14 protein-coding genes are annotated in these 12,722 nt (G+C 40.0%); 12 read left to right on the plus strand and 2 right to left on the minus strand.

Annotation, left to right across the window (positions count from 1 at the left end; all coding sequences use genetic code 11):
• Positions 1 to 14: 14 nt before the first annotated feature.
• The gene (dpsA, locus tag LG273_RS07615; RefSeq protein WP_404459017.1) at positions 15 to 875 is read right to left on the minus strand and encodes a dipicolinate synthase subunit DpsA; all 861 of its coding nucleotides are present in this window, start codon (positions 873 to 875) and stop codon (positions 15 to 17) included.
• 162 nt (positions 876 to 1,037) lie between these two features.
• Here dpsA and LG273_RS07620 point away from each other — a divergent pair, with 162 nt between their 5' ends.
• The 12 genes from LG273_RS07620 to LG273_RS07675 all read left to right on the plus strand — a co-directional run bounded on the left by LG273_RS07620 (position 1,038) and on the right by LG273_RS07675 (position 11,920).
• On the plus strand, positions 1,038 to 1,796 hold the full coding sequence (locus LG273_RS07620) for a hypothetical protein (protein ID WP_379561655.1): 759 nt from the start codon (positions 1,038 to 1,040) through the stop codon (positions 1,794 to 1,796).
• A 24-nt stretch (positions 1,797 to 1,820) separates the two neighbouring features.
• Entirely contained in the window at positions 1,821 to 2,603 is a 783-nt protein-coding gene (locus tag LG273_RS07625) for a GNAT family N-acetyltransferase (protein ID WP_379561656.1), read from the plus strand.
• 57 nt (positions 2,604 to 2,660) lie between these two features.
• Complete coding sequence (locus LG273_RS07630; RefSeq protein ID WP_379561657.1) at positions 2,661 to 2,933, plus strand: hypothetical protein; 273 nt, start codon at positions 2,661 to 2,663, stop codon at positions 2,931 to 2,933.
• A 181-nt stretch (positions 2,934 to 3,114) separates the two neighbouring features.
• Positions 3,115 to 4,131, plus strand: coding sequence for a serine hydrolase domain-containing protein (locus tag LG273_RS07635; RefSeq protein ID WP_379561658.1), 1,017 nt, complete (start codon positions 3,115 to 3,117; stop codon positions 4,129 to 4,131).
• Positions 4,132 to 4,357: 226 nt separating this feature from the next.
• Positions 4,358 to 5,290, plus strand: a complete 933-nt coding sequence (gene yhfZ, locus LG273_RS07640) for a GntR family transcriptional regulator YhfZ (protein WP_379561659.1) — start codon at positions 4,358 to 4,360, stop codon at positions 5,288 to 5,290.
• A 70-nt stretch (positions 5,291 to 5,360) separates the two neighbouring features.
• Positions 5,361 to 5,741: a PRD domain-containing protein gene (locus LG273_RS07645; RefSeq protein ID WP_379561661.1), complete on the plus strand. Its 381-nt coding sequence runs from the start codon at positions 5,361 to 5,363 to the stop codon at positions 5,739 to 5,741.
• Complete coding sequence (locus LG273_RS07650) at positions 5,738 to 6,097, plus strand: DUF2620 domain-containing protein (RefSeq protein ID WP_379561662.1); 360 nt, start codon at positions 5,738 to 5,740, stop codon at positions 6,095 to 6,097. Before LG273_RS07645 ends, LG273_RS07650 begins: the two co-directional genes overlap by 4 nt.
• Positions 6,098 to 6,125: 28 nt before the next feature.
• On the plus strand, positions 6,126 to 7,412 hold the full coding sequence (locus tag LG273_RS07655; protein ID WP_404459497.1) for a YhfT family protein: 1,287 nt from the start codon (positions 6,126 to 6,128) through the stop codon (positions 7,410 to 7,412).
• Between the two features lie 18 nt (positions 7,413 to 7,430).
• Positions 7,431 to 8,348, plus strand: coding sequence for a phosphotriesterase (locus LG273_RS07660; protein WP_404459021.1), 918 nt, complete (start codon positions 7,431 to 7,433; stop codon positions 8,346 to 8,348).
• Positions 8,349 to 9,473: an aminotransferase class V-fold PLP-dependent enzyme gene (locus tag LG273_RS07665; RefSeq protein ID WP_404459023.1), complete on the plus strand. Its 1,125-nt coding sequence runs from the start codon at positions 8,349 to 8,351 to the stop codon at positions 9,471 to 9,473. It abuts the gene before it with no gap.
• Positions 9,474 to 9,547: 74 nt separating this feature from the next.
• Positions 9,548 to 10,708: a YhfX family PLP-dependent enzyme gene (locus tag LG273_RS07670; RefSeq protein ID WP_379561666.1), complete on the plus strand. Its 1,161-nt coding sequence runs from the start codon at positions 9,548 to 9,550 to the stop codon at positions 10,706 to 10,708.
• Positions 10,709 to 10,711: 3 nt separating this feature from the next.
• Entirely contained in the window at positions 10,712 to 11,920 is a 1,209-nt protein-coding gene (locus LG273_RS07675) for a phosphopentomutase (protein WP_379561667.1), read from the plus strand.
• A gap of 54 nt (positions 11,921 to 11,974) precedes the next feature.
• Here the strand turns inward: LG273_RS07675 and LG273_RS07680 are convergent, their stop codons facing one another.
• Entirely contained in the window at positions 11,975 to 12,607 is a 633-nt protein-coding gene (locus tag LG273_RS07680; protein ID WP_379561668.1) for a peptidylprolyl isomerase, read from the minus strand.
• Positions 12,608 to 12,722: the final 115 nt, after the last annotated feature.

Genomic DNA, 12,722 nt, shown 5'->3' on the forward strand with positions numbered 1-12,722 from the left:
ACAGGACTTGTCATTTAACTAGAAAGTTCATCTACAAGAATGGTTGCAATAATTTTACCTGCTGTTTTTGGTGCTGTTTTCCCTGGTAATCCTAAAGCATGCAATGTGAGGATTCCTTGCTTTTTAGCAAACTCAAAATCGGTGCCACCTGGCTTTGAGGCAAGATCAATGATTAGTGCGCTGGGTTTCATTTTGACTATGTTTTCCTTTGTAAGCACCATCCCTGGAATCGTATTTATAAAGATATCTGCTTCTTTGGTATGTGATGCCAGATCGTCTACTTCAATGGATTTTATCCCAAACTCAAATGAGCGCGCATGAGCGGATTTCTTTCTAACTGCCACGGTTACGTTTGCGCCAACTTTAGAAAACAATCGAGCCACTGTCATGCCAACTCTGCCAAAACCTAAAACTAAAACATTCGCACCATGTACGGTTTCTTTCGTATTTTCTATCGCAAGTTTAAGGGCACCTTCGGCTGTCGGGATAGAATTGTAAATGGCTAGGTCATCTCTAGAGAATAATGTAACAAGTTTTCGGTCTGCCGCTTCTACCATGTTTTTCAGAAGGCTGCTAGCTGTTCCAGTGTAAATGACACAGTGATTTGGCGTCTTTTTTATCAACGACTCTGTGATTTTTACCTCCTTATCAGAATAGGGTGCTTCCACCTTTCCATCTTGATCTATTCCAGCTACCGGCAAAACAATTGCATCCATAGTTTCTACACATTCGAGCATGTCATCAATCTTTGAAACCTCTGTTTGCTTTATATCTATTTCTGAAAACCCAGCAAGATATAGCTGTGCACCATTCCTTACTAATCTTTCAATGACTTCCAAATATCTGGCATCGCCACCCACGAGCAATATTTTCATTCCGTTAAGCATTTGCTCACCCGCTTTCTTGTTATCCCTATATACTACAGGATGTGTATGTTCAATATGACAGTAATGGGGAGGAGTTTCAATAATTGTGTTAACTTAGAATAATGCTTATTATCATATACTTTTGATATAATGACAAAAAGGGGCGGTGTCATGCTGCATATTCCTAATGAAATACAGTCGGTTTGGGGAAGGTTTGATGATTTTCCGATGGAAACACTTACTAAAATGTGGATCCATTTGCAGGAAAAGCGTGGAAGACAACGCTCGGTTTCAGAGATGAAGGAGCATAGGGAACAACATGGTGTGACGGGAAATTGCTTTGATCTTTCGCTTTGGTTATTGGATGAATTCAAGCGAGCAGGCATTCCGGCATACCCCATTGGTCATCATCTGGGGGAGGAACATGCACATGTTGCAATCATGGCGTTAGATAGTGAAGGAAAACGATATTTTTGCGACCTTGGGGATCAATGGCTAAAGCCTTTACCTATAGATGCGAGGGCCGAAGATGGCATTAGGCTGAAGGGGCATTTTCCTGCCGCTGAGATTCAATTTGAAGCGCATGGCGAGTCTTTGGAAATTCAATATTATCGTCCGAACGGCAAAGCTTCAAGGCAAGTATTTGATTTAGCTTCTATTAATAGGAGGGACTTTTTAAAGGGAGCAGAAGCATCTCAAAAAATAATTAAACCAAAACCTCTCTTAGAGTGTAGAGTGCCATATAAATCCGGGAAGGCGCATTGGGAGTTCTATAATTGGGAGAGCTGTTTGTCTACGGAAGAGGGCCTGATCAGAGAGCCTTTGCTCCAAAGCGTGGATGAATGGGTAGAAAAGCTGCATGCTCAAACTAATTATGATCAAGATATTTTAAAGCAAGTTCTAGAAGCGTATAAAAAAATTGCTACATAAAAGGAAAGAGAGAAGGTTTTAAATATGTTATATGAAGCAAATCCAGAAATAAAGAAAAAAATTGCACCATTTTTTCATGGCATGAAGGATACCACTATACTATCCTGTTTACAAGGACATATGGGAAATGCATGGGTGAATAATAAGGAGAAACCAGAAGCAGCGCAAATAACAGTGGGGGATTTTACGTTTTTGGCTGGTGATCCTTTTGCCAATGGAGCAGAAGACCTTTTGAAAAATGTACCGGAACATATTCTTGCCATTGTTCATAAGAAAGCATGGAAACAGCGAATTGAAGAAATACATAAAGAAAATGCGGAAAGAATTTTGCGCTATGGTTTTCGAAAAGAACCGGAAGATCTGGATCTTAATCACCTCCGTAAGCTTTCATCTAAATTACCTGATGGTTATGAATTACGAAAGATAGACGAAAATATTGTAAGTTTGCCATCTTTATTCAAAGTGTCTCCAGATTTTATCAAGCAATTTGATTCGGTAGAAGATTTTCTTAGAAGAGGGACAGGTTTTGCTGTTTTGCACGATGGGGAAGTGGTGAGTGCTGCAGCTTCTTATAGTATTTACGACGAAGGAATTGAGATTGAAATTGTGACAGCAGATACCTATCGAAAGAAGGGGCTTGCTACTTGTGTTGCGGCCGCTCTTATGGTGGATTGTCTGGAAAAAGGACTTTATCCAAGCTGGGATGCTGCTAACACAAATTCGGTCAAACTGGCTCAAAAGTTAGGCTATGTGACCACTGGTTCTTACGACACCTATTATATTCACACCCCTGCTTCCAAGGCATAATTTGTTTGTTTTCTGGAAAACTACGAGTAATCTTAGTTAAAAAAGGGGTTGGAGATAGTGGAACAGCGTACACATGAGCAACTACAACAGGCGCACCAACAAATCATTCGTGCTCAACAGGAAATCATAGATGCACAGGGTTATAATAGCAAGCTAATTGAGCAGGCAGAACAGCAGCTCCTGCAAGCAGAACGAGCATTACAATCACTACAAACGACAGAACGCACTGAGCTCACGGAAAACCCACAATTCCAACAAGCTTACGAGCAACTGCATGACGTAAGACAACAGGTTCAAGAAGCGCAACAAAATAACAATGACGTTTTATAATTAGAAAGAAAGGCTTCAGTTGAAGTCTTTTTTTCAGTCATGCTTTATTTTTCGAAATTATGTGATAATATAAATGAGATACATAGTAGGGAGTTGAAGAATATGATAAAAGTTATTCTGATGTGAGGGATAAGCTAAAAGTCCCTCGATAGAGAAAAACAAATTTTTTAGGGGGATTAAGATGAATGATATGGATATTGGAATTAAAATGAAAATGTTGCAAGAAGAAACGAATTTTTCAGGAGTGTATTGTGCTAATAAAGGCGGATGCGAGTTTAGCGGCAGCTTCGGGTTTGCCAATCGTTCTGGACGTATAAAGAATGAGACTAAAACAAAGTTTGGAATTGCTTCAGGCTGTAAAATATTCACTTCTATTGCAATCTGTCAGCTTGTTGAACAGGGGCTTTTAAGCTTTCAATCGAAGCTACATGAGTGTTTGGATTTAGAATTTCCACTTATTAGCGGGGAAGTGAACATCCATCAATTATTGACACATACTTCAGGAGTGCCGGACTATTTTGATGAGGAAGAAATGGATGATTACGAAGAACTTTGGAAAGACATGCCAGTCTATGCTATTCGTACGCTGTCTGATTTCCTTCCACTTTTCCAAGATAAAGATATGGTGGAGCAACCAGGCGGCGCTTTCTACTACAATAATGCAGGATATATATTATTAGGGCTAATCGTGGAGAAGGTTAGCGGTCTCATGTTTACTGATTATGTAGAAAAAAATATTTTTAAAAAGGCCGGAATGGAAGCGTCAGGGTACTTTGAAATGGATAAACTGCCTGAAAACACTGCAATTGGTTATATTGAAGAGTCTGATGGCAGTTACAGAACGAATGTATTTTCCGTGCCAGCAAAAGGTGGGGCAGATGGTGGAGCCTTCGTAACTGCGGAAGATATGGTCACCTTTTGGTATGCACTTTTCCAATACCAATTATTATCTAAAGAAATGACGGAAAAACTTTTAAAGCCACAAATAGAGGTAGATGAAGACCTTTTTTACAGCTACGGTGGCTATGTGGATATGGAGCAAAATAAAGTGAAAAAGCATATCTTGATGGGGTACGACCCAGGAGTTAATTTCCGTTCTGTTTATTATCCTGAGAAATCTATAAGTATTGTCGTTTGTTCTAATGAATCGGATGGTGCTTTTGAGGTTTTGAAGGATTTGGAGAGATTATTAATCTGATATTGGTGAGGGAAAGGGATGTGTAGTTGATACGCATCCCTTTTAAAAATACTTAGTTTATTTCTCTTTATAAGAAAGTATTTAGTGAACAATTTTTATCTTACTTAAATGTTGCTAACCTTTTTGCAGAAATAATGTCTGAAAAATAACAACTTTACATTGCGTTACTAAATTGAAAGCGTTATAATTTACAGTATACAATATTTTGTAAACTTAAGGAGTTATAATGAGCAGGATTTTGGAAGGTTTGTATTCAAAAAACGGGCTGGCGGCAAAAGAAATCGCCAGTAAGATGTTACACATTAAAGAAGGCAGCCGCATCCCAAGGGTTAGTGATTTTGCTGAAGAATTTTCAATTGGTAATGGTACTGTTCAAGGAGCCCTAAAGGTATTAGAAAAACTCCATGCAATAAAGCTAGAAGCAAGAGGACATATGGGAACGTTCTTGCTTAATAAGGATATTCATTTATTGAAGGAAATAGCCGGAGAAGGTTCATTTATCGGGGCAATGCCATTGCCATATTCAATAAAGTATGAAGGACTAGCCACAGGGTTAATAGAAGCTTCGGAGTCATTGTATAAACACATTAATTTGGCCTACATGAGAGGATCTAAACAGCGCTTGGATGCTTTGAAATCTCGTCGCTATGACTTTATTATTATGTCCCAGCTTGCTGCGGAAGAAGAAATAGAGAAAAACGAAAATTTAGAGATAGCAATTAACTTCGGGCCCCAGACTTATGTATCAACACACCAAATTTTCTTTGCGGATAAAGAGAATAATAAAATTATAGACGGTATGAGGGTTGGAGTGGATTATACATCAATCGATCAATCGCGTATCACATTGCTGGAATGCGAAGGTCTTGATGTTGAATTAGTTTCTGTAAATTATATGCAACTGTTTGATATGCTGATCACCGGCGAAATTGATGCCGCAGTGTGGAATGCAGATGAAAACCGCACAAACAGTGAAATGGGAGTGGGAACATTTCGCTCATCAAGAGCTAAGGAAATCGCTCATAAAGCAACTAGTTCCGTAGTGCTTATTGAAAAGGAACGATTAGATGTGAAGAACTATCTAGAAAAGTTGGAAATAATGAATATTGTTGAAACGCAAACAAAGGTTGTTAGAAAAGAAAAATTGCCGCATTATTAAAGTCTAAAAAGAAGCGGTTTTTCTTTTTTTTTCAATATACAAAAAACTGTATATTAAAAGGAGGGATAAAATGAACAAAGAACAATTGAAGGACAGGTTGCACATCCTGGCTTTAGGAGATGTTATTTCGAAACCGGCATGCGAGGTTACAATAAAAGCATTTGATCATTTATTGATAGAGTTTAACAAGGAAGATTTGGAACAGGCGGAGATGCTATTTACTCATTTACCTTCAGCTATTACGCGGATTAGCGAAGGAGGAGAAGTGGAAGCTCCAGCACCTGAAATTATGGATGAAGTAAGGAATTCAGCTTATTTTCCTACTGCTGAAAAGCACATCAAAAAAATTGAAGAATTATGGGGGCGTTCACTCCCGAAAGAAGAAAAGGCATTTTTATCTATGCACTACACAACGGTTCTTGAAGTAAACCAAGGAGGAGATAGTATATGAAAATAGTTATCGGAGGACAAGTAGAAAAGAAGGCAATAGAAGGGTTAATTAAAGAAATAGACTCATCCATTGAAACATCTGTAAAGTCAGATCTGGACGCAGCAATGGCTATTAAAACCGGGCAGGCGGATTATTATGTTGGTGCTTGCCATACTGGTGGTGGCGGAGCATTAGCAATGGCTATTGCAATGATTGGTCGGGATAATTGTGAAACCGTATCCATGCCTGGTAAACAGCCACAAGAAGAAAAAGTAATGGAAGCTGTAAACAATGGGAAAAAAGCATACGGTTTTACAGGTGATCATATGGAGAAAGCAATTCCTATGATTATTAACGCAATAAAAAATAAGAAGTAAATAACAAAAGGGGGAAGTTAAAGTGGAAATGATCTTTGTTATTTTGATTGGGGCAGTGGCAGCTGTGCTTGCCAACATGAATATAGCTGTCTTTAATGATGGACTGCGGCCGATTGTTGGGGAGCATATAGAAGGCAGGTTGAAGCGCAGGGAATTAGGGCTTACAGCTTTTGCAATGAGTTTTGGCCTTGTAATAGGCTTTGGAATTCCGTTTACTGTGACAGCTAGTATCATTTTAATCCATAGTATTTTGCTCGGAACGGATATTATCGGTCTTACCACACCAAAAAATAGGTGGGGTACACCTTTGGCTGCGGCTATTGGGGGAGTATATGGCTGGGGTTTAATGGTTGGTTTAGAAGGATTTGTGAAGCTATTCGAACATCTTCCGGTTAATTTCCTTGACCCAATGGGTGAGGTTGGAACTCCTGTTGTTGTAACATTCATGGCGTTTCCAGCATTGGCTGTTGCCATGCAGTTCACGATTAAAAAGGGGATTGTTACTTTTGCAGTAGCGGCGATTGTGAGACAGCTAGCTGTATTTGTGAATGAAGGTGGCTTTCTTTCAATTGGCGGCAATGCTATTACACTTAACCAGGAAGGGATGGCTCTGATTGCCGGAATGATCTTCTTGTTTGGATTTGCAATGCGGGAAAAACAAGAGGAAGGCAGTTCCGTGGACCTTGCTTCTATTTTTAGTGAAAAGGTTAAATCAATTAAGAAAAGTGTTGTATTCTTCATGATTATTGGAGCGCTGATTGCCGGTGCAACAAATCTTCTACTTATGGCAGGTGACCCTATTTCATTAAGCCTTCTTGCAGAAGGAAAGCAAGCTGATGCGGGAATTGCAGCAGCTGCAAGAGCAATTGGGTTTATTCCACTCGTTGCGAGTACAGCTATTGCTACAGGGGTGTATAGTCCTGTAGGCTTCACTTTAATTTTCGTCGTCGGGCTTTTTGTACCTAATGTATGGATTGCTGTCATTGTTGGTGCTATTGTGATCTTCCTTGAAGTAATGCTACTAAGTGTTATTGCTAGATTCCTAGATAAATATCCGGGAGTTCGTAACTCTGGGGAGAATATCCGAAGTGCGATGACTAAACTACTAGAAGTTGCTTTATTAATTGGTGGTGCCAATGCCGCGAATATGATTGCACCAGGATTCGGATTCTTCTTTATAGCAGGTTTTTATTTATTAAATGAGATTGCTGGTCGACCAATTGTACGTATGGCTGTTGGTCCAGTCGGCGCAATAGCAGTTGGAATTATCGCTAACATTTTGGTACTAATGGGAATTATGACAATACCACAGTAAAGGCTAGGAGGCTACTTAATGATACAGACAGTAAGAGGAAAGATTGAAAAAGAAGCTTTTGGTATATGTGCAGCACATGAGCATTTATCCATCGACTTGTCCAGAATTAAAGGGGACCCCGATACCATTTTAGATGATGAGGAAGGAATGCTATCAGAGCTATCATTCTTTTATCAGGCGGAAGGTAGATCAATGGTAGAGCTAACCAATGACGGGATGGGAAGAGATGTTAATCGTCTTAAGCGACTAAGTGAACAGTCTGGTGTGCATATCGTTACATGTACAGGGTTCTACAAAGATCCATTCATTCCGGAATTTGCAGCAGAATGGGGACGAGAAGAATTTGCTTCACATTTTTTAAAAGAGATAAAGGAAGGTGTAGAGGGAACAGATATTTATCCTGGCGTGATTGGTGAAGTAGGTACTAGTATAAATGAGATAAAACCAGTAGAGAAAGAACTGATTATAGGTGCAGGGTATGCGGCAAAGGAATCTGGACTACCAGTATCTACACACACTTCACTTGGCACGCTTGGAAGTAAACAGGTTGAGATGTTATTTGGTCTTGGAGTCGCCAAAGAACAAATCATAATTGGCCATCAGGACTTAAACCAAAATAAAGAAGAAGTCCTTGATGTTCTAAAATATGGTGTATACATCGGCTTCGATACGATTGGCAAAAACAATTATCGTCCTGATGAAGAAAGAATTGATTTTCTTCTCGACTTTATTGAGCGTGGTTTTCACAAACAAGTACTGTTATCAGCAGACTTGACCCGTAAATCGCATTGGCATAAACATGGCGGGCCAGGGTACGATCTTGTTTTAAAAGATTTCATTCCACAGCTTCGTAAACGTGGTGTCACAGAAGAAGTAATTAGGGATTTACTCATTCATAATCCTGCAAATGCATTCGCAATAAAGGAGATTGGATAAATGGTTTATGATATAGCGAAATTAAAGTATGCAAATTCTGTTCTTCCTACCTTATCTATTCAAGAAGCTCAAAAACTACAATTTAAATTGGTAGAAAAAATGAGTATTCATTTTACAGGAGATCAATTTCTATCAATGGGAGATCTCGGGGTCGCACCCCGTTTTAAAAAACCAGAGCAAACCGAACGGGTGGAACGTGTATTGGCAGACTTCTTTGCTACAGAAAAAGCAGCCCTCGTTCGAGGAGCCGGAACAGGAGCAATTCGTATCATTTTGAGCACATTAATGGACCCTGGTGACAGAATGTTTATTCACACAGCTCCAGTCTATACGACGACTAAAGATACGCTGCGCATTCTTGGATTGAAAACGAAAGCTGTGGACTTTAACGATTTGGAGGCTGTTTCAGAAGCTGTTAAAAATGACCAAGAGTGTCGCGTATTCTATATTCAGCATGCGCGCCAACAGCCAACAGACACGTATGATTTAAAAGAAGTAATTTCCACAGTAAAACAAATTAGACCAGATTTACCCGTCGTTGTCGATGATAACTACTGTGCCATGAAGGCTTACGGAATTGGTGTTGAATATGGAGCGGATTATTCAACATTTAGTGGATTTAAGCTGTTAGGACCAGAAGGAATGGGAATCATTGTCGGAAAAGCAGGGGCAATTGATTTATTGCAGCAACGCAATTATTCCGGTGGTGGTCAGGTTCAAGGATTCGAAGCGATGGAATTACTCAGGATGATGACCTTTGCTCCTGTATCACTGGCAACTCAAAACGAGCAAGTTGAGGCGGTGTGTAAGAGATTAAATGAAGGGGCGATAGCTGGTATTGAAGCAGCCTATATGACAAATGCACAATCCAAGAATGTTATTGTAGAGTTGGAAGATCCAATTGCACAGGAAGTTATTAAGAAAAGCAATGAATTGGGCGCTGCAACGCATCCAGTAGGAGCGGAGTCAAAATATGAGATTATACCGATGATTTACCGTGTTTCTGGAAGTTTCATAGAAGCACAGCCTAGACTTAAAGATTACGGTTTGCGCATAAACCCGATGAAGTCTGGCGCAGATACTGTATTACAAATTTTAGATAAGGCAATCCAGGCTTGTAAATAACAACAAGAGTGCGGCAAAGAGAACCCTTTTGTCGTACTAATGGGGAATAGACATAACGAAAGGAGGTAGTTTCCTTGTTTTTAGATGTAACGAAAAGACGAAATCCTTTATTAATACAAGCTGGATTGTCCCTTCATCAAAATGGAGAGATTCCTCCCAACACTTATGTCATTGATGTTGATGTATTAAAAAGAAATGCACGATTGTTACAGGAAACAGCTTCAAATTATGGAATGGAGCTTTACTTTATGAGTAAGCAGCTAGGGAGATTACCGAAGATAGCAGATATAATCAATCAAAGTGGCATCATAAAAGCAGTAGCGGTAGATTTTGATGAAGGTAAAATCCTTGCCGACAACGGCATCTCTATAGGGAATATTGGACATCTTGTCCAGCCTGGTAAACATCAATGGAAGGAAGTTCTCAGTTGGAAGCCGGAAGTTGTAACCATTTTTTCTTATGAACGTGCCGTGCAACTAGCAACAGCTGCAGCCAAAGTTGGTGTCGAGCAAGACATTATCCTAAAAGTAATGGATGACGATGATAGCATCTATCCTGCTCAGGAAGGCGGGATTGTCCTGCGAGAATTGGGAGATACGATAGATCGCATTAAAGGGCTTTCTAATGTAAAAATTGTTGGGGTAACGAGTTTTCCAAACTTGCAACTGGCACCGGACAAAACAAAGATGATTCCAACTCATAATCTTTCTACACTATTACAGGCAAAAAAAATTTTAGAACAAAAAGGTATCACAATAAAACAGATTAATGGACCGAGTGGCACTAGTTGTGAAACGATTCCTTTCCTAGCAGATCAAGGCATTACACACGGTGAACCGGGGCACGGCTTGACTGGAACTACCCCACTTCATGCTTTTAAGGATTTGCCAGAAGAACCTGCTATTATATACGTATCGGAGGTCTCTCATACTTATAAGGGAAACTATCAGGTGATAGCAGGTGGGTATTACGGCCGTTCCAATATGGAAGGTTGTCTGGTCGGAGATGATCCATCTACCATTCTTAAGCAGCAAACAACAGTCCAACAGCACAGTCCGGAGTCGATTGACTACTATGGAATGATAGATGCACCTAGTAATTTTACGATCGATATTGGGGATACAGCTATTTTCTCTTTCCGCACGCAAATATTTGTTACGCGTGCCCATATAGCATTAGTTGAAGGGATACAGAACGGTGCCCCGAAGCTCATTCATATGGAAAGGAAGTGGTAGTACATGGCTAAAATGTCACTTATAGTTATTGATAGTTTTGGGATTGGAGCCATGGAAGATTGTGAGCAGTATGTCCCATCCGACTGTAAGGCAAACACTTATAAGCATATTAGAGAAGTTATGAAAGAAAATCTACAGATTCCTTTCATGTATAGCTCAGGATTAGGTACATTGATAGATAATAATCCTGAACCCCAAAATGCTTATGGTTATGCAAAACTTGCACATCATGGGGCTGACACGTATCTTGGACATCAAGAGATCGCGGGAAGTTGCCCGAAAAAATCAAATAAACGGTTAATGATAGATATACATGAAGAGTTAAAAAAAGCGTTGGAAAAGAGTGGATACACAGTGAGCTATCCACTCGAAGATTGTCCGGTGCTTTTAGTAAATAATGCGGCAGTGGTAGCTGACAATCTTGAATCAGCTGTTGGAAATATTATCAACGTGACCGCTGATTTCAAAAAAATGCCTTTTGATGAAGTAAAAGAACTTGGTCGCACTGTTCGTGAAAATGTCGATACTACCAGAGTCATTGCATTCGGTGGTCCTTACACATCTATAGAGCATATTCTTTCTTGCGTACAACAGAAGAATACCAAACAATGGGGCGTCGATACCCCTAAAGCAAACGTGTACGGGGAAGGATACAATGTTTTTCATATGGGATATGGTGTTGACATAGCAAGGCAATTTCCTATGATCGCAGCGGCCCACCAACTGAAAGTTTATCGATTAGGCAAAACTGCAGACGTGCTGCACGGAAAGGGCCCCGCAAATCCTATTGTCAACACGACAGAATTGCTCCAAACAGTTTCAGAGGCATATCGAGAAGAGAGTGGGGCGGCTGCATTTCTAGTTAATATTCAGGAAACGGATTTAGCTGGACATGCGGAAGACACACAGTGGTATGCTGCATTATTAAATGAAATAGACAAATGGTTACGGGAGACGTTTATACCCCAAATGGCAAAAGAAGATATTCTTATTGTGATGGCGGATCACGGGAATGATCCTACAATTGGTCATTCGAACCATACGAGAGAGTTTGTCCCGATTATGGTGTTTGGTGACAGAGTAAATCCAGTATCAATCGGAGAACGATCAACCATGGCAGACGTGGGGGCAACTTTATGTGATTTCTTTAACCTTCCTCCTACAGCTGAAGGCGAAAGCTTTCTAAATGAAATTTTGAATCGTTCAACATAAAGATAAAAGGAACAGAGATACCGATTTGCTGGTCTCTGTTCCTTTTACATTCTGTTATTGTTTTTCAGGCTCCGGATAATCATACCCTTTGGTATCAACTTCGACCTTTTTCATTACAGCTGTTTCTCCTGAAGCAACAATATTATCCACTGTTTCTATCCCCTCTGTAACCTCCCCAAATGCGGCATAGTCACCATCTAAATGGGGTGAGTTTTCAAGCATAATAAAGAACTGGGAACCAGCGGAATCAGGTGCCCCAGATCTTGCCATAGATAAAACACCTCTATCATGCTTCATTTCATTTTCGAACCCGTTCGATGAAAATTCACCTGCAATGGAGTATCCAGGACCGCCTGTTCCATTCCCTTCTGGATCGCCTCCTTGGATGACGAAGCCAGGCTCAATTCTATGAAACGTAAGCCCATTATAAAAGCCTTCTTCGATGAGGGAAATGAAATTAGCGACTGTGTTTGGCGCTACTTCAGGATACAATTCCGCAGTAATTTGTTCATCATTTTCCATCGTAATTGTCACAATTGGGTTCTCGTCTACCCCTTCTGGATAGTCCGAAATCTCCTGCTGTGCATCATTTTCTGTACTGTCGCCACAAGCACTTAGGAGCGCTATAAGCAATACGACGCTAAAAAAAGTGATTAATAGCTTGGACTGTTTTCGTAATGGTTTCATGATATGTATGCCACCTTCTTTTCATTTTCTTACACAAGTATAGCATGAACTACATAATTTTCCCTTTGTTGATGGGTATTTTTATCCCGCCTTAACTGGCAGTAAGACTCCCACT

Source organism: Oceanobacillus kapialis, assembly GCF_044790185.1.
In the GTDB taxonomy this organism is placed as follows: Bacteria; Bacillota; Bacilli; order Bacillales; family Amphibacillaceae; genus Oceanobacillus_B; species Oceanobacillus_B kapialis.

Bases quoted from the DNA above. Each gene is read 5' to 3' on its own strand.
- dpsA (WP_404459017.1), bottom strand. From the start codon at position 875: ATGAAAATATTGCTCGTGGGTGGCGATGCCAGATATTTGGAAGTCATT.
- LG273_RS07620 (WP_379561655.1), top strand. From the start codon at position 1,038: ATGCTGCATATTCCTAATGAAATACAGTCGGTTTGGGGAAGGTTTGAT.
- LG273_RS07625 (WP_379561656.1), top strand. From the start codon at position 1,821: ATGTTATATGAAGCAAATCCAGAAATAAAGAAAAAAATTGCACCATTT.
- LG273_RS07635 (WP_379561658.1), top strand. From the start codon at position 3,115: ATGAATGATATGGATATTGGAATTAAAATGAAAATGTTGCAAGAAGAA.
- yhfZ (WP_379561659.1), top strand. From the start codon at position 4,358: ATGAGCAGGATTTTGGAAGGTTTGTATTCAAAAAACGGGCTGGCGGCA.
- LG273_RS07645 (WP_379561661.1), top strand. From the start codon at position 5,361: ATGAACAAAGAACAATTGAAGGACAGGTTGCACATCCTGGCTTTAGGA.
- LG273_RS07650 (WP_379561662.1), top strand. From the start codon at position 5,738: ATGAAAATAGTTATCGGAGGACAAGTAGAAAAGAAGGCAATAGAAGGG.
- LG273_RS07655 (WP_404459497.1), top strand. From the start codon at position 6,126: ATGATCTTTGTTATTTTGATTGGGGCAGTGGCAGCTGTGCTTGCCAAC.
- LG273_RS07660 (WP_404459021.1), top strand. From the start codon at position 7,431: ATGATACAGACAGTAAGAGGAAAGATTGAAAAAGAAGCTTTTGGTATA.
- LG273_RS07665 (WP_404459023.1), top strand. From the start codon at position 8,349: ATGGTTTATGATATAGCGAAATTAAAGTATGCAAATTCTGTTCTTCCT.
- LG273_RS07675 (WP_379561667.1), top strand. From the start codon at position 10,712: ATGGCTAAAATGTCACTTATAGTTATTGATAGTTTTGGGATTGGAGCC.
- LG273_RS07680 (WP_379561668.1), bottom strand. From the start codon at position 12,607: ATGAAACCATTACGAAAACAGTCCAAGCTATTAATCACTTTTTTTAGC.